This window comes from Serratia sp. FS14 (assembly GCF_000695995.1).
Taxonomy (GTDB): Bacteria; Pseudomonadota; Gammaproteobacteria; order Enterobacterales; family Enterobacteriaceae; genus Serratia; species Serratia nematodiphila.
Genome location: NZ_CP005927.1, coordinates 5,197,339 through 5,216,381, shown reverse-complemented (window position 1 = coordinate 5,216,381; position 19,043 = coordinate 5,197,339). Strand labels below are relative to the sequence as shown.

Annotated in this window: 19 protein-coding genes, 1 tRNA gene and 1 pseudogene; 19 read left to right on the top strand and 2 right to left on the bottom strand. The window is 59.7% G+C overall.

Going from position 1 to position 19,043, the window contains the following annotated elements:
* Positions 1-373: 373 nt before the first annotated feature.
* The 10 genes from L085_RS23925 to L085_RS23880 all read left to right on the top strand — a co-directional run bounded on the left by L085_RS23925 (position 374) and on the right by L085_RS23880 (position 8,658).
* Positions 374-1,723, top strand: a complete 1,350-nt coding sequence (locus L085_RS23925; RefSeq protein WP_044031890.1) for a Na(+)-translocating NADH-quinone reductase subunit A — start codon at positions 374-376, stop codon at positions 1,721-1,723.
* A gap of 3 nt (positions 1,724-1,726) precedes the next feature.
* The gene (locus L085_RS23920; protein WP_044031889.1) at positions 1,727-2,968 is read left to right on the top strand and encodes an NADH:ubiquinone reductase (Na(+)-transporting) subunit B; all 1,242 of its coding nucleotides are present in this window, start codon (positions 1,727-1,729) and stop codon (positions 2,966-2,968) included.
* Positions 2,958-3,752 (top strand): Na(+)-translocating NADH-quinone reductase subunit C, encoded by a 795-nt coding sequence (locus L085_RS23915; RefSeq protein WP_015376731.1) that lies wholly within the window; start codon positions 2,958-2,960, stop codon positions 3,750-3,752. Before L085_RS23920 ends, L085_RS23915 begins: the two co-directional genes overlap by 11 nt.
* On the top strand, positions 3,745-4,374 hold the full coding sequence (locus L085_RS23910) for an NADH:ubiquinone reductase (Na(+)-transporting) subunit D (protein WP_004930232.1): 630 nt from the start codon (positions 3,745-3,747) through the stop codon (positions 4,372-4,374). Before L085_RS23915 ends, L085_RS23910 begins: the two co-directional genes overlap by 8 nt.
* Before the next feature lie 6 nt (positions 4,375-4,380).
* Positions 4,381-4,977 carry an NADH:ubiquinone reductase (Na(+)-transporting) subunit E gene (nqrE, locus tag L085_RS23905; protein ID WP_015376732.1) on the top strand — a complete coding sequence of 199 codons (597 nt, stop codon included), beginning with the start codon at positions 4,381-4,383 and terminating at the stop codon, positions 4,975-4,977.
* A gap of 15 nt (positions 4,978-4,992) precedes the next feature.
* Positions 4,993-6,216 (top strand): NADH:ubiquinone reductase (Na(+)-transporting) subunit F, encoded by a 1,224-nt coding sequence (gene nqrF, locus L085_RS23900; protein WP_033634097.1) that lies wholly within the window; start codon positions 4,993-4,995, stop codon positions 6,214-6,216.
* The gene (locus tag L085_RS23895) at positions 6,200-7,249 is read left to right on the top strand and encodes an FAD:protein FMN transferase (protein WP_044031888.1); all 1,050 of its coding nucleotides are present in this window, start codon (positions 6,200-6,202) and stop codon (positions 7,247-7,249) included. The genes nqrF and L085_RS23895 overlap by 17 nt, the downstream gene beginning before the upstream one ends.
* A gap of 7 nt (positions 7,250-7,256) precedes the next feature.
* On the top strand, positions 7,257-7,484 hold the full coding sequence (gene nqrM, locus L085_RS23890) for a (Na+)-NQR maturation NqrM (protein WP_004930244.1): 228 nt from the start codon (positions 7,257-7,259) through the stop codon (positions 7,482-7,484).
* Positions 7,485-7,700: 216 nt separating this feature from the next.
* Positions 7,701-8,234 (top strand): hypothetical protein, encoded by a 534-nt coding sequence (locus tag L085_RS23885; RefSeq protein ID WP_044031887.1) that lies wholly within the window; start codon positions 7,701-7,703, stop codon positions 8,232-8,234.
* A gap of 4 nt (positions 8,235-8,238) precedes the next feature.
* Complete coding sequence (locus L085_RS23880) at positions 8,239-8,658, top strand: putative T6SS immunity periplasmic lipoprotein (RefSeq protein ID WP_044031886.1); 420 nt, start codon at positions 8,239-8,241, stop codon at positions 8,656-8,658.
* A 65-nt stretch (positions 8,659-8,723) separates the two neighbouring features.
* On the opposite strand, the gene L085_RS23875 is transcribed toward L085_RS23880, so the two are convergent.
* Positions 8,724-9,620, bottom strand: a complete 897-nt coding sequence (locus L085_RS23875) for a glycerophosphodiester phosphodiesterase family protein (protein WP_044031885.1) — start codon at positions 9,618-9,620, stop codon at positions 8,724-8,726.
* A gap of 183 nt (positions 9,621-9,803) precedes the next feature.
* Here L085_RS23875 and dinB point away from each other — a divergent pair, with 183 nt between their 5' ends.
* Complete coding sequence (gene dinB, locus L085_RS23870) at positions 9,804-10,865, top strand: DNA polymerase IV (RefSeq protein ID WP_044031884.1); 1,062 nt, start codon at positions 9,804-9,806, stop codon at positions 10,863-10,865.
* Between the two features lie 42 nt (positions 10,866-10,907).
* Here the strand turns inward: dinB and pepD are convergent, their stop codons facing one another.
* On the bottom strand, positions 10,908-12,368 hold the full coding sequence (gene pepD, locus L085_RS23865) for a beta-Ala-His dipeptidase (protein ID WP_042783741.1): 1,461 nt from the start codon (positions 12,366-12,368) through the stop codon (positions 10,908-10,910).
* A 339-nt stretch (positions 12,369-12,707) separates the two neighbouring features.
* Here pepD and gpt point away from each other — a divergent pair, with 339 nt between their 5' ends.
* The 8 genes and pseudogenes from gpt (at position 12,708) to L085_RS23825 (ending at position 19,032) form a co-directional block, all read left to right on the top strand.
* Positions 12,708-13,166 carry a xanthine phosphoribosyltransferase gene (gene gpt / locus L085_RS23860; RefSeq protein WP_004930253.1) on the top strand — a complete coding sequence of 153 codons (459 nt, stop codon included), beginning with the start codon at positions 12,708-12,710 and terminating at the stop codon, positions 13,164-13,166.
* 303 nt (positions 13,167-13,469) lie between these two features.
* On the top strand, positions 13,470-14,717 hold the full coding sequence (gene frsA / locus L085_RS23855; protein ID WP_044031883.1) for an esterase FrsA: 1,248 nt from the start codon (positions 13,470-13,472) through the stop codon (positions 14,715-14,717).
* A 60-nt stretch (positions 14,718-14,777) separates the two neighbouring features.
* Positions 14,778-15,179 carry a sigma factor-binding protein Crl gene (crl, locus tag L085_RS23850; RefSeq protein WP_033651027.1) on the top strand — a complete coding sequence of 134 codons (402 nt, stop codon included), beginning with the start codon at positions 14,778-14,780 and terminating at the stop codon, positions 15,177-15,179.
* A 116-nt stretch (positions 15,180-15,295) separates the two neighbouring features.
* A complete protein-coding gene (gene proB / locus L085_RS23845) occupies positions 15,296-16,399 on the top strand; it encodes a glutamate 5-kinase (RefSeq protein WP_033651028.1) in 1,104 nt (367 codons plus the stop codon).
* A gap of 9 nt (positions 16,400-16,408) precedes the next feature.
* The gene (gene proA / locus L085_RS23840) at positions 16,409-17,662 is read left to right on the top strand and encodes a glutamate-5-semialdehyde dehydrogenase (protein ID WP_015376739.1); all 1,254 of its coding nucleotides are present in this window, start codon (positions 16,409-16,411) and stop codon (positions 17,660-17,662) included.
* Positions 17,663-17,851: 189 nt separating this feature from the next.
* A tRNA-Thr gene (locus tag L085_RS23835) sits at positions 17,852-17,927 on the top strand.
* A gap of 119 nt (positions 17,928-18,046) precedes the next feature.
* A pseudogene (locus tag L085_RS24960) lies at positions 18,047-18,400 on the top strand (Arm DNA-binding domain-containing protein); the annotation flags it as partial.
* Between the two features lie 398 nt (positions 18,401-18,798).
* Positions 18,799-19,032 (top strand): hypothetical protein, encoded by a 234-nt coding sequence (locus tag L085_RS23825; RefSeq protein WP_016929262.1) that lies wholly within the window; start codon positions 18,799-18,801, stop codon positions 19,030-19,032.
* The last annotated feature ends 11 nt before the right edge of the window (positions 19,033-19,043 follow it).

Here is a 19,043-nt window from a genome sequence, read left to right as displayed (position 1 = left end):
TAAGTAGTGAAAAACAGGCGAAATTTAATTGCGTTTGCTTGACCCAAGTCACGACGGAACGCAGAACAATGTTGCGAACAATGTTAATATTCCCTCTTCAATTTAACGCGCGGTAGCGATTGAAGCGGCAGGGGTTATGGCATATAACCCGGCCGTTTTGGTGGTTATTTGGCTACAGGCCGTTAACACATCGATTATCACGCAAACAACGGAAAGGGGGGAATCAAGGGAATGCGCGTTACCCCATATATTCACTGCGAGAAAGTTCATGTTGGGCGTGCCGCCATGCGCACTGCCCGGCAATCCTGGCATCGTCCGCACCCGCCTCTGGGGCCGGTCAGACGTGTAAACCAAACTACATCGTATAAATCCTATGATTAAGATCAGAAAAGGGTTAGATCTGCCGATAGCCGGGGCTCCGGTTCAGGCGATCCAAGACGGCCCGAACATTCAGCATGTCGCCCTGCTTGGGGAAGAGTATGTCGGAATGCGCCCCTCCATGCTGGTGCAGGAAGGCGATACCGTTAAGAAAGGCCAGGCGTTGTTCGAAGACAAGAAAAACCCCGGGGTTTTCTTCACGGCTCCCGCCAGCGGCCGCATCGCCGCGATTAACCGCGGCGAGCGGCGCGTATTGCAATCGGTGGTGATTGCGCTGGAAAACGGCGGCAACGATCAGCTCGAGTTCGCGCACTACCCGCTGGGTGAACTGGCCCAGCTGCCGCGCGAGCAGGTCGAGAGCGAACTGATCGCTAGCGGCCTGTGGACCGCGCTGCGCACCCGCCCGTTCAGCAAGACGCCGGCTCCCGGCAGCGAACCGCGCGCCATTTTCGTCACCGCCATGGACACCCAGCCGTTGGCCGCCGATCCGCAGGTGATCATCGCCGAGCAGCAGGCGGCGTTCAACGCCGGGCTGGTGGTGTTGGCGCGCCTGACGGCGGGCAAGGTGCACGTGTGCCATGCCGCCGGCGCTTCGGTTGGCCAGCAGAGCGGCCCGCAGATCGCCTACAGTGAATTTGCCGGCCCGCATCCCGCCGGGCTGGCGGGCACCCACATTCACTTCCTCGAACCGGTCAGCCTGAAGAAAACCGTTTGGCACATCGGCTACCAGGACACGATCGCCATCGGCACCCTGTTCACCACCGGCAAGCTCGACACCCGCCGGGTCGTGGCGCTGGCCGGGCCGCAGGTGACGCAGCCGGCGCTGCTGCGCACTCGTCTGGGAGCCAGCCTCGATGAGCTGACCGCCGGCCGCCTGAAAGAGGGCGAGAACCGGGTGATCTCCGGTTCGGTGCTGAACGGCATGCACGCAGCCGGGCCGAACGCCTGGCTGGGCCGTTTCCACTCGCAGGTGTCGGTGCTGGAAGAAGGGCGCGACAAAGAGCTGTTCGGCTGGATCGTGCCGTCGCCGAACAAGTTCTCCATTACCCGCACCACGCTGGGCCATTTCCTGAAGAACAAACTGTTCGCCTTCTCGACCACCACCAACGGCGGCGAGCGCGCCATGGTGCCGATCGGCAACTACGAGCGGGTGATGCCGCTGGATATTTTGCCGACGCTGCTGCTGCGCGATCTGCTGGCGGGCGACAGCGACAGCGCGCAGGCGCTGGGTTGTCTGGAGCTGGACGAGGAAGATCTGGCGCTGTGCACCTTCGTTTGCCCCGGCAAGTATGAGTACGCGCCGGTGCTGCGCGAGGTGCTGACCAAGATTGAGCAGGAAGGATAACCGATGGGCCTGAAGAATTATTTCGAGAAGATAGAGCATCACTTCACGCCGGGCGGCAAACTGGAAAAGTGGTACCCGCTGTATGAAGCGACCACCACGGTGTTTTATACCCCCGGCACGGTGACGCGCGGCGCTTCGCACGTGCGCGACGCCATCGATTTGAAACGCATGATGATCCTGGTGTGGCTGGCGGTGTTCCCGGCGATGTTCTGGGGCATGTACAACGTCGGCCAGCAGGCGATCCCGGCGCTGCACCATCTGTACAGCGGCGACGCGCTGCAACAGGTGCTGGCGGGCGACTGGCATTATCGCCTGGCGCAGTGGCTCGGCGCCTCGCTGGCGGCCGACGCCGGCTGGGTCAGCAAGATGGTGCTGGGCGCCTGTTACTTCCTGCCGATCTACGCCGTGGTGTTCGTCGTCGGCGGCTTCTGGGAAGTGCTGTTCGCCATTATCCGCAAGCATGAGGTCAACGAAGGCTTCTTCGTCACGTCCATCCTGTTCGCGCTGATCGTGCCGCCGACCCTGCCGCTGTGGCAGGCCGCGCTGGGCATCACCTTCGGCGTGGTGGTGGCCAAAGAGATCTTCGGCGGCACCGGGCGCAACTTCCTCAACCCGGCGCTGGCCGGCCGCGCCTTCCTGTTCTTCGCCTATCCGGCGCAGATCTCCGGCGATCTGGTGTGGACTTCCGCAGACGGTTTCTCCGGCGCGACGCCGCTGGCGCAGTGGAGCGCGGGCGGGGCGCACGGCCTGAGCAACGTCGCCACCGGCCAGTCCATCAGCTGGATGGACGCTTTCCTCGGCAACATTCCCGGCTCGATCGGTGAGGTGTCCACGCTGATGATCCTGATCGGCGGGGCGATTATCCTGTTCGGCCGCGTGGCCTCCTGGCGCATCGTCGCCGGCGTAATGCTCGGCATGGTGGCTTCCGCCCTGTTGTTCAATGCCATCGGTTCGGACACCAACCCGATGTTCGCCATGCCGTGGTACTGGCATCTGGTGCTGGGCGGCTTCGCCTTCGGCATGATCTTTATGGCGACCGACCCGGTTTCCGCCTCCTTCACCAATAAGGGGAAATGGTGGTACGGCATTCTGATCGGCGTGATGTGCGTGCTGATTAGGGTAGTCAACCCCGCCTATCCGGAAGGCATGATGCTGGCGATCCTGTTCGCCAACCTGTTCGCGCCGCTGTTCGATTACCTGGTGGTGCAGGCCAACATCAAGCGGAGAAAAGCCCGTGGCGAATGAAGCGAAAAATGACGGCATCGGTAAAACGCTGCTGGTAGTGCTGCTGCTGTGTCTGGTGTGTTCAGTGGTGGTGGCGGGCTCCGCCGTCGGCCTGAAGTCCAAACAGCAGGAGCAAAAGCTGCTCGATAAGCAGCGCAATATTCTCGACGTAGCCGGCCTGTTGCAGCCGAAAATGGAGAGCGAGCAGGTCAAGCGCCTGTACAGCGAGCGCATCGAACCGCGCCTGGTGGATCTGAACAGCGGCGAGTTTGTCGCCGGCAAAGCGGCGGCGTTCGATCTGGGCGCCGCGCTGCGCGACGACGCCAAAAGCGTGGCGCTGGCGGCGGGCGACGATCCGGCCGGCATCAAGCGCCGCAGCAACCAGGCGGAAATCTACCTGGTGCGCGATGAAAGCGGCCAGGTGAACAAGATTGTGCTGCCGGTATACGGCACCGGCCTGTGGTCGATGATGTACGCCTTCGTGGCGCTGGATAACGACGGCAACACGGTCAAGGGCATCACTTACTACGACCAGGGGGAAACCCCGGGGCTGGGCGGTGAGGTCGAGAACCCGTCCTGGCGCCAGCAGTGGGTCGGCAAGCAGCTGTTCGACGACAACGGCCAGCCGGCGATCCGCGTGGTGAAAGGCGGCGCGCGTCAGGGGGATGTGCACGGGGTGGATGGCCTGTCCGGCGCCACGCTGACCTCCAACGGCGTGCAGCATACGTTTGATTTCTGGTTGGGCGAGCACGGCTTCGGCCCGTTCCTGAAAAAAGTTCGTGAAGGAGCGCTGAAAAATGGCTGATTCCAAAGAGATAAAGCGGGTCCTGCTGGGGCCGCTGTTCGACAATAACCCGATTGCCCTGCAGGTGCTGGGCGTTTGTTCGGCGCTGGCGGTGACCACCAAGCTGGAGACGGCGGTGGTGATGACCATTGCGGTGACGCTGGTGACCGCGTTCTCCAGCTTCTTCATCTCGCTGATCCGTCACCATATTCCCAACAGCGTGCGCATCATCGTGCAGATGGCGATCATCGCCTCGCTGGTGATCGTGGTCGATCAGCTGCTGCGCGCCTATGCGTTCGAGATCTCCAAGCAGCTGTCGGTGTTCGTTGGCCTTATCATCACCAACTGCATCGTGATGGGGCGCGCCGAGGCCTACGCCATGAAGTCGCCGCCGATCGAGAGCTTTATGGACGGCATCGGCAACGGGCTGGGCTACGGGGTGATCCTGGTGCTGGTCGGTTTCCTGCGCGAGCTGATCGGCTCCGGCAAGCTGTTCGGCGTTCCGGTGCTGGAAACGGTGCAGAACGGCGGCTGGTATCAGCCGAACGGCCTATTCCTGCTGGCGCCGAGCGCGTTCTTCATCATCGGCCTGCTGATCTGGGTGCTGCGCACCCTGAAGCCGGCGCAGATCGAAAAGGAGTAAAGGCCGATGGAACACTATATCAGCCTGTTTGTGCGCGCGGTGTTCGTCGAGAACATGGCGCTGGCGTTCTTCCTCGGGATGTGTACCTTCCTGGCGGTCTCGAAGAAGGTCTCGACCGCCTTTGGCCTGGGCATCGCGGTGACCATCGTGCTCGGCATTTCGGTGCCGGTGAACAACCTGGTCTACAACCTGATCCTGCGGGATGGCGCGCTGGTGGAAGGCGTCGATCTGAGCTTCCTCAACTTCATCACCTTCATCGGCGTGATCGCGGCGCTGGTGCAGATTCTGGAGATGATCCTCGATCGCTTCTTCCCGTCGCTGTATAACGCGCTCGGCATCTTCCTGCCGCTCATCACCGTGAACTGCGCCATCTTCGGCGGCGTGTCCTTCATGGTGCAGCGCGACTACAACTTCGCCGAATCGGTGGTGTACGGCATCGGTTCCGGCACCGGCTGGATGCTGGCGATCGTCGCCATGGCGGGGATCCGCGAAAAACTCAAGTATGCCAACGTGCCGGCAGGGCTGCGCGGTCTGGGCATTACCTTTATCACCACCGGACTGATGGCGCTGGGCTTCATGTCCTTCTCCGGTGTTCAGTTGTAAAGGCGGGAAGAATTTATGGAAATTATTTTAGGCGTAGCGATGTTCACCGCCATCGTGATGGTGCTGGTGTTGCTGATCCTGTTCGCCAAATCGAAGCTGGTGAACACCGGCGACATCGCGGTGGAAATCAACGGCGATCTGGATAAGAGCTTCCATGCGCCGGCGGGCGACAAGCTGCTCAACGTGCTCTCCAGCCAGGGGATCTTCGTCTCCTCGGCCTGCGGCGGCGGCGGCTCCTGCGGCCAGTGCCGGGTGGTGATCAAAGAGGGCGGCGGCGATATCCTGCCGACCGAGCTCTCGCACATCAACAAGCGCGAAGCGAAAGAGGGTTGCCGCCTGGCGTGCCAGGTGAACGTGAAGCAGAACCTGAAGATCGAGCTGCCGGAAGAGATCTTCGGCGTGAAGAAATGGGAATGCGAAGTTATCTCCAACGATAACAAAGCCACCTTTATCAAAGAGCTGAAGCTGAAGATCCCCGATGGGGAAGACGTGCCGTTCCGCGCGGGCGGTTTCATCCAGATCGAAGCGCCGGCGCACGACATCAGCTACGCCGACTTCGACGTGCCGCAGGAGTATCGCGGCGATTGGGACAAGTTCAACCTGTTCCGCTACCGCTCGACGGTGAACGACACCACGGTGCGCGCCTACTCGATGGCCAACTACCCGGAAGAAAAGGGCATCATCATGCTCAACGTGCGTATCGCCACGCCGCCGCCGAACAATCCGGACGTGCCGCCGGGCATCATGTCTTCCTATATCTGGTCGCTGAAGCCGGGCGACAAGGTGACCATCTCCGGGCCGTTCGGCGAGTTCTTCGCCAAGGACACCGACGCCGAAATGATCTTTATCGGCGGCGGCGCGGGCATGGCGCCGATGCGCTCGCACATCTTCGATCAGCTCAAGCGTCTGAACTCGAAGCGCAAGATCACTTTCTGGTACGGCGCGCGTTCGCTGCGCGAGATGTTCTATGAAGACGACTTCAACCAGCTGCAGGCGGAGAACGAAAACTTCACCTGGCACGTGGCGCTGTCGGATCCGCAGCCGGAAGATAACTGGACCGGCTACACCGGCTTTATCCATAATGTTCTGCTGGAGAACTACCTGAAGAACCACCCGGCGCCGGAAGACTGCGAGTTTTACATGTGCGGGCCGCCGATGATGAACGCCGCGGTGATCAAGATGCTCAAAGATCTGGGCGTCGAAGACGAAAATATCATGCTGGATGACTTTGGTGGCTAAATTGCGCGCATTGGCGACGAAGAACTGGCTGACGGGCGTGGCGCTGAGCGCCACCCTGCTGCTGACCGGCTGCGGGCCGGAACAGGTGGATCTGACGGGTAAAACCATGGGCACCTCGTATTCGATCCGTTACGTGACCGGCGACGATACGCCGTCGGCGCGCGAGATGCAGGCGGAGATCGACAAACGGCTGGAACAGGTGAACGATCAGATGTCCACCTACCGGCCGGATTCCGAGCTGAGCCGCTTCAACGCCAGCCGCGACATTGACCGGCCGTTCCCGGTTTCGCCGGCCACCGCCGAAGTGGTGCGCGAAGCGCTGCGCATCAACCGCGTCACCGATGGCGCGCTGGACGTGACCGTCGGGCCGCTGGTCAACCTATGGGGTTTCGGCCCGGAAGGGCGGCCGGACAAAGTGCCGAGCGAGGCGGAGCTGACGCACCGCCGCGCCTGGACCGGCGCCGACAAACTGTCGGTGCAGGGCAGCGCGCTGGTGAAAAGCATCCCTGAGCTGTACGTCGATCTGTCGTCGATCGCCAAAGGGTATGGCGTGGACGTGGTGGCGGAATATCTGCAGTCCCGGCATGTGAAGAACTACATGGTGGATATCGGCGGCGAGGTGCGCACGCGCGGGCATAACGGCGAACAAAAGCCGTGGCGCATCGCCATCGAGCGCCCGACCGCCGGTACGCAGCAGCAGGCGCAGCTGGTGATCCAACCCGGGGAGATGTCGATCGCCACCTCGGGTGACTATCGCAACTACTTCGAGCAGGACGGGGTGCGCTATTCGCACACCATCGATCCGGTCACCGGGCGGCCGATCCATCATCGGCTGGTGTCGATCACCGTGCTGAGCCCGACCTGCATGACCGCCGACGGCCTGTCCACCGGCCTGAACGTGATGGGGCCGGAGCGCGGCATGGCGCTGGCCAACCTGCTCGGTATCCCGGTGTTCATGATCGTGAAAACCGCCGACGGGTTTGAGGAGCGTTATTCGGACGCGTTCAAACCCTATCTGAAAAAGCGTTCGTGAGGTTGCTATGTTGACGGTATTCGCCGCTACCTTCGTGTTGTTTCTGCTGATCGTCGGCGGCATGTCGCTGGGTTACGTGTTCAAACGCAAAAGCCTGCAGGGCAGCTGCGGCGGCATCACCGCGCTGGGCATGGAGAAAGTCTGCGACTGCCCGGAGCCGTGCGATGCGCGCAAAAAGCGCGAAGCCAAAGCGGCACAGCGGCGCGAGCAGTTGGACAAGCACCGCATTCTGTAGCGAAGCGAAAACCCGGCCTTGGCCGGGTTTTTTATTTGATAGGAAAAATGTACATCCTCTATTTTGTTCTTATCAAGCTTTAGGTCTTAAGGTTGATACAGCTCTCATTTTAAAAACATCCGGATTTTTCTGTTGCCTCTCAGTTGGTTAGCTCGTTGACTCGGTTGGTTGAAATATCGTCTTATTAGGTTTCTTTTGGATTTAGGGAGTTCCAGGATGGGACAGCAACAAGAAGGGATAAAACGGGCGTTAACGGTGGGTGAAATTAATTTGGCCCGTTCCGTGTTTGGCAGGTCAGTTTTCTATGAGAAGGTGTTTGTCCACTGCGATAGCTATCTGCCGTTTGGATTGCAAGCCAGCAGAACGGCGATGGCGCCCAACGGAGAAGTCTGGTTTAGACAAGCTTTGTATAAGGCTGATTTTTCCACGGCCGCTGCAGGTTTCCAGCATGTATTTATCCACGAAATGAGCCATGTCTGGCAGCACCAAAAAGGTATGTGGGTGAGAACCCGAGGTTTATTGAGTTGGGCTGCTGAATACAAATATCGACTCGATGGTAAACAGCTGTTGCATAACTACTCTATGGAACAGCAAGCTTCTATCATCGCTGATTATTGGTTCCTGAAGAAGTATGGTTACACTATCTGGCTGGGCGCGATTAACAATGGCGTGAATTTTCAGGGCGTAACGGATAAAACGATCGCCAGAAAATACGAATATACGCTTTCTCAGTTTCTTAAGCAGAGGTAACAGGATGAACCGCATTATTTTGGTTGGAACTCTGGCTTTGCTGCTCGCCGGCTGCATGCACATGAACGATCCGAGGCCAGAAAACTACTTGGCCAACGCCACTGTCGTTGATAACCACGTCTGTGTGCGGGTTCAACCTGAAGGGGACGAGCGGTTGGCCGGCGTTATTATCGAAGAAATCGGCAACGCCAACGCTATCTTCGGCAAGCACTTCACGGATAACGAGATGCCTGCGGTCACCGCAGCTACGTGTATTCCCGACGATAATTATAAATTCGAAGACGGGAAGTCTTATGGGGTATCGGTGACGCTGTTGTCGCCGGATAAACGAAATAAAGGTCTTGAGCCTGCCGCCCGGCTATTCGGCGCTGGGTTTAGTGTTCGCAATGAAAATGGCATCATCCAGGTAGTTCCTGCTCACTAACGGATGTTGAAAGCCATAAGGGCATGAGGTGGGATGTCGAACCGCCTTATGCCGTAGCCGGTTATTTATTTCGCCTTGCGGAAGCTTTTCGCCTCGGCCGGCGAGTTGACCATCACGCCGTCGGCGCCCAGCGCCAGCGCCTGCTGATATTCCTGCGGCGTGTTGACGCCGAACAGAATGATGTGCGCCGGGCCCTGCGAGCGGAAACAGTCCATCGATTCTTTATCCCAGGTCAGAAACGCCTTCGAGCGCCCTTCGCCGAGGGTGTACTTCTCTACCACTTCCACCTCACGCTTCAGCTCCAGCCCATACCAGCGCGGCTGTCGGTTGTCAGGTTTGACATCGCACTGGTGCGCCATGGTGACGTTGGCCAGCAGCGTGCGGGTTTCGTCGCGGCTTTCGAAGCGCGGGATGGCCGGCGGCAGCGCCTGCAGGTATTTGGCATCGGTAGAGTAAACGCGGGTGCGGTTCAGGCTGTCGGTGCTTTCCAGCGTCGCCAGCAGCGCCTGGCCAAACTGCGCCGGATCGGCGTCCGGGGATTTGATGTCCAGATAGAAGGTGACGTGCGGAAACGCCTTTAGCACCTCGTCCAGCCGCGGAATGCCGATGCCCTGGCCGCGGAAAGGATGCGTATCGCCTTTGGCGAAGGCCCAGCCGGCATCGGTCTCGGCCAATTGCGCGGCGGTATAGGCAGAGACCGGGCCCTGCCGGTTGGTCAGCGCCTTCAGATCCGAGGGGCGATACAGCACGATGACGCCGTCTTTGGATGCTTGCAGGGTGATCCAAATGGCGTCGGCACCGTTTTTCAGCGCGGTTTCGATGGCGATGCGGGTGTTCTCCGGCGCATCGGCGGTGCCGCCGCGATGGGCGACGATCGCCGGCGCGTGACCGGCGGCGGCGCTGGCTGCCAGCGCGCTCAGCGACAGCGCGGAAGTCAGCAGCAAATAAGAAAATCTGATCATGTAGGGTACCTTGTCGTTATCGTTGTGGTGAGCTGCACGGGATGGCGGAAATCATACTATTGAAAAATTAAGCTTTTTTAACAACACGGAAATATCTGGCGGAAACGGTGCTTTCATCGAAGCCTGCGGCCTTGAGCTTTCGGTATCTGGCTGTATACTTATACAGTGTTACTGGAGGGTGCGATGCGTAAAATCATTCATGTCGATATGGACTGCTTCTTCGCGGCGGTGGAAATGCGCGACGATCCCAGCCTGCGCGATATCCCGCTGGCGATTGGCGGCAGCGCCGATCGGCGCGGGGTGATCAGCACCGCCAACTACCCGGCGCGGCGCTACGGCGTACACAGCGCCATGTCCACGGCGATGGCGCTCAAGCTGTGCCCGCATCTCACCCTGCTGCCGGGGCGCATGGCGGCCTACAAAGAGGCTTCGCTGCACATCCGTGAAATCTTCGCCCGCTATACTCCGTTGATCGAGCCACTGTCGCTCGATGAAGCCTATCTCGACGTGACCGACAGCCCGCAATGCAACGGCTCGGCGACGCTGATCGCCCAGGAGATCCGTCAGGCGATTGCCGATGAGCTGAACCTGACCGCGTCGGCCGGCGTCGCGCCGATCAAGTTTCTCGCCAAAATCGCCTCCGAGATAAACAAGCCGAATGGGCAATACGTGATCACGCCGGCGCAGGTGCCGGCGTTTTTGCAGCAACTGCCGCTCAGCAAAATCCCCGGCGTCGGCAAGGTGACCGCCAAGCGGTTGGAGGACGTGGGGCTTATCACCTGCGCCGACGTGCAGCAATACGATTTGGCGCAGCTGCTCAAGCGCTTCGGCAAGTTCGGCCGGGTGCTGTGGGAGCGGTGTCAGGGCATCGATCGGCGCGAAATCTCGGCGGAGCGGCTGCGTAAATCGGTGGGCGTGGAGCGCACGCTGGCGGAGGACATTCACGACTGGGAAGACTGCGAAACGCTGATTATCGACAAACTCTACCCCGAGCTGGAGATGCGGCTGCGTAAGGTGAAGCCGGATCTGCACATCGCCCGGCAGGGCGTGAAGCTGAAGTTTCAGGATTTTCAGCAAACCACCCAGGAGCACGTGTTCCCGGTACTGAACCGGCAGGATTTGCTGGAGGTGGCGCGGCAGGCGTGGCGCGAGCGGCGCGAAGGGCGCGGCGTGCGGCTGGTGGGGCTGCATGTAACGCTGCTCGATCCGCAGCTGGAGCGGCAGCTGGCGCTGCCTTGGGAATAAAAAAGCCGGCAAGTCGCCGGCTTTTTGCGTTAAGCGCGCAGATTACGCGCGCTCAGGGATCGCTTTCAGCAGCGAGGTCAGCAGCTTCCAGTACAGACCGACGCTTTCGATATGCACCTGCTCATCCGGCGAGTGCGGGCCGGTGATGGTTGGCCCGATCGATACCATGTCCATGTTTGGATACGGCTTTTTGAACAGACCGCATTCCAGGCCGGCGTGGATCACCATGATGTTCGGCGTCTTGTTGAACAGCTCCTGATACAGCTCGCGCACCAGGTGCATCACCGGCGAGTCGGCGTCCGGCTGCCAGCCCGGGTAGCCGCCCTTCGGCGCTACCTTGGCGCCGGCCAGCTGGCCCAGCGCGGTCAGCATCTCGACCACGTAATCTTTGCCGCTGTCGATCAGAGAGCGGATCAGGCAGATGATTTCCGCTTCGTTTTCGCTGGTGGTGACCACGCCGACGTTCAGCGAGGTTTCCACTACGCCTTTCACCGCGTCGCTCATGCGGATCACGCCGTTCGGCGTGCCGTTCAGCAGCGCCAGGAAGCGTTGCTGGCTGTCGGCGCTCAGCGCCTGCGAAGCGCTGGTGGTCGGCTCCAGCAGCACGGTGATGTTCTTCTCTTTGGCGGAGAGTTCGTTCTGCAGCACGGCCAGGAACTCTTGGCTCAGCGCTTTCAGCGCGTCGGCTTTTTCCGCCGGTACCGCTACCACCGCGGAGGCTTCACGCGGGATGGCGTTGCGCAGGGTGCCGCCGTTCAGGTCCAGCACGCGCAGGTTCAGCGCCTCCGCATGGGCGAACAGGAAACGCGCCAGCAGTTTGTTGGCGTTGCCCAGCCCGACGTGGATCTCGGCGCCGGAATGGCCGCCTTTCAGGCCCTTGAGAGTCAGCTTCAGGGTTTGGTAACCGGCCGGCACCGCTTCGCGCTGCAGCGGCAGGGTGGTGATGAAGTCGATACCGCCGGCGCAACCCATGTAGATTTCGCCTTCTTCTTCGGAATCGGTATTGATCAGGATGTCCGCCTGCAGCCAGTTCGGCTGCAGCCCGAAGGCGCCGTCCATCCCCGCTTCTTCGGTCATGGTCAGCAGCACTTCCAGCGGGCCGTGCTCAACGCTGTCGTCGGCCAGCACCGCTAGGGCGGAGGCCATGCCGATGCCGTTGTCGGCGCCCAGCGTGGTGCCGCGCGCTTTCACCCACTCGCCGGCGATATAAGGCTGGATCGGATCCTTGGCGAAGTCGTGCACGGTGTCGTTATTCTTTTGCGGCACCATGTCCAGGTGCGCCTGCAGCGCGACCGGCTTGCGGTTTTCCATGCCTTTGGTGGCCGGTTTGCGCAGCAGGATATTGCCGACCTGATCGCGCTCGGCGTGCAGGTTCTTCTCTTTGGCCCAGGTGAGGATGTGCTGCGCCAGCGCTTCTTCATGATAAGAAGGGTGTGGGATAGAACAGATCTTGGCGAAAATATCCCACAGCGGCTGTGGCGAAAGCTGAGACAATTCAGACACTATAAGTCTCCTGTGACGGCAGGCTCCGACAGGACGGGCGTGCCGCGCGGTTAAGGTGAGTGGGCATCTGTGCGTCGTGGCACGATCATCAGAGAATATCACTTTATTTCCGGCGGTGCGCGCCCCGTATTGTGCGGTTTAAGCGCTTGATCACACGGCTTCGCTGCGGGAACGTTCGTTTTTTCAGCATCAATCACCGGAAAGCTGCGCGGCGGAAATCACGAGGTTTTCCTCGGTACAGCTGGAATTCAACGCGGCCAGTCTCTATAATCTCGCGCAACCTTTTTTCCCCTGAACTATAAAGTAAGCCGCTTCACCAGCCGGCTGGGACACGATTCTATGAGCGAAAAATACGTTGTTACCTGGGATATGCTGCAAATACATGCACGCAAGCTGGCGCACCGCCTGCTGCCTGCCGACAAATGGACGGGCATCATTGCCGTCAGCCGCGGCGGCCTGGTGCCGGCGGGCCTGCTGGCGCGCGAGCTGGGCATCCGCTATGTGGATACTGTCTGCATTTCCAGCTACGACCATGACAACCAGCGCGAAATGAAAGTGCTCAAGCGCGCCGAAGGCGACGGTGAAGGCTTCATCGTGGTGGACGATCTGGTGGATACCGGCGGCACCGCAAAAGCGATCCGCGACATGTATCCGAAAGCGCATTTCGTCACCATCTTCGCCAAGCCGGCGGGCCGTCCGCTGGTGGACGACTATGTGATCGACATCCCGCAGGACACCTGGATCGAACAGCCGTGGGACATGGGCGTCAGCTTCGTTCCCCCTATCGGCGGTCGCTAAGCCCAGCCAGTTCCAAGTCAACGCCCGGTTATGCCGGGCGTTTGTTTAAGGATAAACGTGATGGCGTTGTCAGGCTTACCGAAGGCAAGATATAAAAAATAAGGAAAATCAATTTATTGATTTTCGGCCGTTGACCACAAAGGAGGAAAAACCACGCTTTTTCCTTCTTTGTCAGCCGCCTGACGCCCGGTTATGCCGGGCGTTTGCGTTATCTTGGTTTATCCCGCCAGAGTTAGGTACACTACCTCCAGTTAAGTAGGCCTGTTGCGGCCTATCGCCAGATTTACGGAGGCTGTTGTTACCATGGCACAGGCCAACCTTTCTGAAATTCTTTTCAAGCCAAAATTCAAACACCCTGAAACCTCGACGCTGGTGCTGCGCGCGCGCAACAAAGTCAGCGCCGCCATGCATTCCGCATTGGAAGGCGACACCACCGGCAGCTGGTACCGCATGCTGAACCCGCTGCTGTGGGCCTGGCGCGGCGTCAGCCCGATCGAAATCCACGAAGTGCTGGCGCGCATCGCCGCCTCCGACGCCGAGCGCAGCAATCCGCAGCGGCTGGATACCGTGGTGGGCTACCGCAACGGCAACTGGATCTACGAGTGGATCCATCAGGGCATGCAGTGGCAGCAGCGGGCTATGGAGCAGCAGGATCCGCTGCTCGGCGGCGAGTACTGGCTGAAGGCCGCGAGCCTGTACAGCATCGCCGGTTACCCGCACCTGAAGGGCGACGAGCTGGCCGAACAGGCGGAGCTGCTGGCTAACCGCGCTTACGAAGAGGCGGCGCTGCTGTTGCCGTATCAGCTGAAAGAGCTGGAGTTTCGCATCGAAGGCGGCGGCAGCGTCACCGGGTTCCTGCACATGCCGGAGAAGGGCGAAGCGCCGTTCCCGACGGTGCTGATGTGCGGCAGCCTCGATACGCTGCAGACCGACTATCATCGCCTGTTCCGCGACTACCTGGCGCCGCACGGCATCGCCATGCTGACGCTCGACATGCCGTCGATCGGTTCTTCCTGCAAATGGAAGCTGACGCAGGACTCCAGCTACCTGCACCAGCAGGTGTTGATCCAGCTGGCCTCGGTGCCGTGGGTGGATCATCAGCGGGTGAGCGCCTTCGGCTTCCGCTTCGGCGCCAACGTGGCGGTGCGATTGGCCTACCTGGAGCCGCAGCGGCTGCGCGGCGTAGCCTGCCTGGGGCCGGTGGTGCATCGCCTGCTGTGCGACAGCAGCACCCAGCTGAACGTGCCGGACATGTATATGGACGTGCTGGCCAGCCGCATGGGCATGGCTAACGCCTCGGACAACGTGCTGAAGGTGGAGCTGAACAGCTACTCGCTGAAAATGCAGGGGCTGCTGGGGCGCCGTTGCCCGACGCCGATGATCTCCGGCTACTGGGAGCGCGATACGCTCAGCCCGAAAGAAGAGTCGCAGCTGATCGTCACCTCCTCGGTGAGCGGCAAGCTGATCGCCATCCCGCGCACCCCGGTTTACGACAGCTTCCACCGGGCGTTGCTGCAGATGTCCGGTTGGCTGAAGGATAAAATGCGTTAATTAGTTGCTAAATTTTAACAATTTGTTAAAAAGAGTGGTCTACATTGAGGAGGTTAGAGAATGACGTTACCGAGTGGTCACCCTAAAAGCCGACTAATGAAACGTTTTGCCAGCTTGGGGCCGTACCTGCGTGAAGGGCAATGTGAGAACGACCGGTTTTTCTTTGATTGTTTGGCCGTCTGCGTCAATGTAAAGCCCGCTCCGGAGAAGCGTGAGTTCTGGGGCTGGTGGATGGAGCTGCAGGCGGAAGAGGCGCGCTTCACCTATTCGTACCAATTCGGCCTGTTCGACAAGGAAGGCAACTGGACGACGCAAAACATTAAGGATGATGAAGTGAACGCCAAACTGGAAGATACCCTGCGCGACTTCCATCGCCGCCTGGGCGAACTGCTGGCGACCATGGAACTGGGGCTGGAACCCGCCGATGATTTCAAAGAAAAACTGATCAAACTCTCCGCCTGACCCCGTTTGACCACGTATTGTGCTGATTTCGCGTTGTGCCTGTTGGCATAACGCGTCTCTCCTGTTACAAAGACCTTTGCACTCTTCTTCTCATCATTACACACGGCAGAATTACTATGAACGGCAGCCAGACATTGGTTGTGAAATTGGGCACCAGCGTGTTGACCGGCGGATCGCTGCGTCTGAACCGCGCCCACATCGTCGAATTGGTGCGCCAGTGCGCGCAGCAACACGCCGCGGGTCACCGCATCGTCATCGTCACCTCCGGTGCCATCGCCGCCGGGCGCGAGCACCTGGGCTATCCCGAGCTGCCCGCCACCATCGCCTCCAAGCAGCTGCTGGCGGCGGTAGGGCAGAGCCGGCTGATCCAGCTGTGGGAACAGCTGTTCTCCATTTACGGCATCCACGTCGGGCAGATGCTGCTGACGCGCGCCGATCTGGAAGACCGCGAGCGCTTCCTCAACGCGCGCGACACCATGACGGCGCTGCTGGACAACCGCATCGTGCCGGTAATCAATGAGAACGACGCCGTCGCCACCGCCGAAATCAAGGTAGGCGACAACGATAACCTGTCGGCGCTGGCGGCCATTCTGGCCGGGGCCGACAAACTGCTGCTGCTGACCGATCAGCAGGGCCTCTACACCGCCGATCCGCGCAACAACCCGCAGGCCGAACTGATCCGTGAGGTGCACGGCATTGACGACGCGCTGCGCGCCATCGCCGGCGACAGCGTCTCCGGTCTGGGCACCGGCGGCATGGGCACCAAACTGCAGGCGGCCGACGTGGCCTGCCGCGCCGGTATCGACGTGGTGATCGCCGCGGGCAGCAAGCCGGGCGTGGTGGCGGACGTGATCGAGGGCAAACCGGTGGGCACCCGTTTCCACGCGCTGGAAACCCCGCTGGAAAACCGCAAGCGCTGGATCTTCGGCGCGCCGCCGGCCGGTGAGATCACCGTCGATGACGGTGCGGTGGAAGCGATGATGGCGCGCGGCAGCTCGCTGCTGCCGAAAGGCATCCGCGAAGTGAAGGGCGACTTCTCGCGCGGCGAAGTGATCCGCATCCGCAACCAGGCGGGGCGCGATCTGGCGCACGGCGTCAGCCGCTACAACAGCGACGCGATGCGCATGATCGCCGGGCACCACTCGCAGGAAATCAGCGAAATCCTCGGTTATGAATACGGTCCGGTGGCAGTGCACCGCGACGATATGATTGTCAGTTAAGGAGTGAGCATGCTGGAGCAGATGGGGAAGGCCGCCAAGCAGGCCTCCTGGCAGCTGGCGGTGCTGAGCACGGCGAAGAAGAATCAGGTGCTGTCGGTGATGGCCGACAGGTTGGAAGCCAACAGTGAAGCGATCCTGCTGGCGAACGAACAAGACATGGCGCAGGCGCGCGCCACCGGCATGAGCGAAGCGCTACTCGATCGCCTGCTGCTGACCCCGGCGCGGCTGGCGGCGATCGCCAACGACGTGCGCCAGGTATGCCGCCTGAACGATCCGGTCGGCCACGTGCTGGACGGCAACCTGCTGGACAGCGGGCTGAAGCTGGAGCGCCGCCGGGTGCCGCTCGGCGTGATCGGCGTGATTTACGAGGCGCGGCCGAACGTCACCATCGACGTCGCCAGCCTGTGCCTGAAAACCGGCAACGCGGTGATCCTGCGCGGCGGGAAAGAGACGCACAACACCAACCAGGCGACGGTAAAAGTGATCCAGCAGGCGCTGGAACAGTGCGGCCTGCCGGCGGCGGCGGTGCAGGCGATCGACAGCCCGGATCGCGCGCTGGTGAACGAACTGCTGCGCCTGGATCGCTATGTCGACATGCTGATCCCGCGCGGCGGCGCCGGCCTGCACAAGCTGTGCCGTGAGCAATCGACCATCCCGGTGATCACCGGCGGCATCGGCGTGTGCCACACCTACGTGGATGCCGACGTCGACTTCGACAAGGCGCTGACGGTGATTGAAAACGCCAAGATCCAGCGCCCGAGCGCCTGTAACTCGCTGGAGACGCTGCTGGTGAACCGCAGCATCGCCGCCGAGTTCCTGCCGGCGCTGAGCGCCAAAATGGCGGCGGCGGGCGTGACGCTGCACGCGGCGGAAAACGCGCTGCCGCTGCTGCAGGGCGGCCCGGCGACGGTGGTGCCGGTGAATGCGGAGGATTACGACGACGAATGGCTGTCGCTGGATCTGAACGTGTTGCTGGTGGACGATATCGATCAGGCTATCGACCACATCCGCACCCACGGCACCAACCACTCCGACGCGATCCTCACCCGCTCGCTGAGCAGCGCCGAGCACTTCGTGCGCGCGGTGGACTCCTCGGCGGTGTACGTCAACGCCAGCACCCGCTTCACCGACGGCGGCCAGTTCGGCCTGGGCGCGGAAGTGGCGGTGAGCACCCAGAAACTGCACGCCCGCGGCCCGATGGGCCTGGACGCGCTGACCACCTACAAATGGATTGGCTACGGCGACGATCTGGTGCGAAGCTAAGACCGGATTGCGGTCATAAAGAGGTCAGGGCGCAGCATGCTGCGCCCTGATTGTTTTTGGAAAAGGGGGCTGCACGACAGTCTGGTTGCTTGCAAAACAACCAAACGCCCCGGCGGCTATTGACTCATTTCGCGCGCAGGTCTACCTTGTTCAACGCACTTCCGGCTTGCCCCGCAGGCCCGGCTCGATGCCGATATAGCTCAGTTGGTAGAGCAGCGCATTCGTAATGCGAAGGTCGTAGGTTCGACTCCTATTATCGGCACCATCCTCTCTTCCTGTAACGCCCGTATTAATCCATAACAACATTGTTTTATAAAGATATTAATTCGTTTTTAGTCCGTGTTAGTCCGTAATGTTCCTGTTCGGTCTTGGATTCCTATACACATGCCTTTAAACGATATGCAGATTCGCCGCGCTAAGCCTGAAGTTAAAGCCTATACACTTGGAGATGGGCAAGGGTTGTCATTACTTGTAGAACCCAATGGAAGCAGCAGCTGGCGGTTCCGCTATCGTTTTGCCGGTAAACCCAAAATGATCTCGCTTGGCGTGTACCCAACGATCACACTTGCAGATGCTCGTTCCCGCCGTGATGAAGCTCGAAAACTTGTGGCAGAAGGAAAGAACCCCAGTGAGGTGCGAAAAGAGCAAAAACTTGCTTTGCAAACCGAGTCTGAAAGCGCGTTCGAAAAGATAGCCACAGAGTGGCGCCAGATGAAGTCTGCCAAATGGTCGGCAGGGTAACGGGGATGAAGCAAAGCTTTTGTAAAATGTTGTGACATGTTTTTTCCTTAGCTCGACCCGAAAGTTTAATATATGGCTTGTAATACATAAGGAAAACCATGTCTTTAGCGTTACATATTAGTTAGACAATGGCGTTGTGTTTAAATTAAAAATATAAACAGTCGGTGCACAGCAGTTACACTCTTCCCTATCATCATTACTCTGTATATTCCATTAACCGAATTTCGTTTTTTACAACTCGAAATGCATTAATCATATTCATAAACTCAACAGGGAGGCATTGGCTTTAAATATCCATATAGTATACCGTTTCTCTTTATTCTTGAGCTATGAGAGCAGAACCAAGCAACAAAGTAATATTTTGTGATATAATACCCTTCCATGAGAAATTTATAATGAAATCAGAAGACACCCTTGACTGGTACCCTGCACAGTTACCCCCAGTGAAAATTATCCTTGGTGAGGCGGTGCTGGCCGTGGGAAAACAAGGCAGGCCAATTAACACCCGAACGTTGCTTGAATACCTCCAGGTGATGCAGCTCAAGCAGAAAAGACGGGATGATAAAGTCGTAATGCAAACCGCAATCGAAGTTCTCAGGGACAATCAGCGCATTAACGGCAGGCTTTAATGCGCCTTTTA

Excerpts from the sequence above, each read along its gene's own strand:
- L085_RS23925 (WP_044031890.1), top strand. The coding sequence starts at position 374 with ATGATTAAGATCAGAAAAGGGTTAGATCTGCCGATAGCCGGGGCTCCG.
- L085_RS23920 (WP_044031889.1), top strand. The coding sequence starts at position 1,727 with ATGGGCCTGAAGAATTATTTCGAGAAGATAGAGCATCACTTCACGCCG.
- L085_RS23910 (WP_004930232.1), top strand. The coding sequence starts at position 3,745 with ATGGCTGATTCCAAAGAGATAAAGCGGGTCCTGCTGGGGCCGCTGTTC.
- nqrE (WP_015376732.1), top strand. The coding sequence starts at position 4,381 with ATGGAACACTATATCAGCCTGTTTGTGCGCGCGGTGTTCGTCGAGAAC.
- nqrF (WP_033634097.1), top strand. The coding sequence starts at position 4,993 with ATGGAAATTATTTTAGGCGTAGCGATGTTCACCGCCATCGTGATGGTG.
- L085_RS23895 (WP_044031888.1), top strand. The coding sequence starts at position 6,200 with ATGACTTTGGTGGCTAAATTGCGCGCATTGGCGACGAAGAACTGGCTG.
- nqrM (WP_004930244.1), top strand. The coding sequence starts at position 7,257 with ATGTTGACGGTATTCGCCGCTACCTTCGTGTTGTTTCTGCTGATCGTC.
- L085_RS23885 (WP_044031887.1), top strand. The coding sequence starts at position 7,701 with ATGGGACAGCAACAAGAAGGGATAAAACGGGCGTTAACGGTGGGTGAA.
- L085_RS23880 (WP_044031886.1), top strand. The coding sequence starts at position 8,239 with ATGAACCGCATTATTTTGGTTGGAACTCTGGCTTTGCTGCTCGCCGGC.
- L085_RS23875 (WP_044031885.1), bottom strand. The coding sequence starts at position 9,620 with ATGATCAGATTTTCTTATTTGCTGCTGACTTCCGCGCTGTCGCTGAGC.
- dinB (WP_044031884.1), top strand. The coding sequence starts at position 9,804 with ATGCGTAAAATCATTCATGTCGATATGGACTGCTTCTTCGCGGCGGTG.
- gpt (WP_004930253.1), top strand. The coding sequence starts at position 12,708 with ATGAGCGAAAAATACGTTGTTACCTGGGATATGCTGCAAATACATGCA.
- frsA (WP_044031883.1), top strand. The coding sequence starts at position 13,470 with ATGGCACAGGCCAACCTTTCTGAAATTCTTTTCAAGCCAAAATTCAAA.
- crl (WP_033651027.1), top strand. The coding sequence starts at position 14,778 with ATGACGTTACCGAGTGGTCACCCTAAAAGCCGACTAATGAAACGTTTT.
- proB (WP_033651028.1), top strand. The coding sequence starts at position 15,296 with ATGAACGGCAGCCAGACATTGGTTGTGAAATTGGGCACCAGCGTGTTG.
- proA (WP_015376739.1), top strand. The coding sequence starts at position 16,409 with ATGCTGGAGCAGATGGGGAAGGCCGCCAAGCAGGCCTCCTGGCAGCTG.
- L085_RS23825 (WP_016929262.1), top strand. The coding sequence starts at position 18,799 with ATGAAATCAGAAGACACCCTTGACTGGTACCCTGCACAGTTACCCCCA.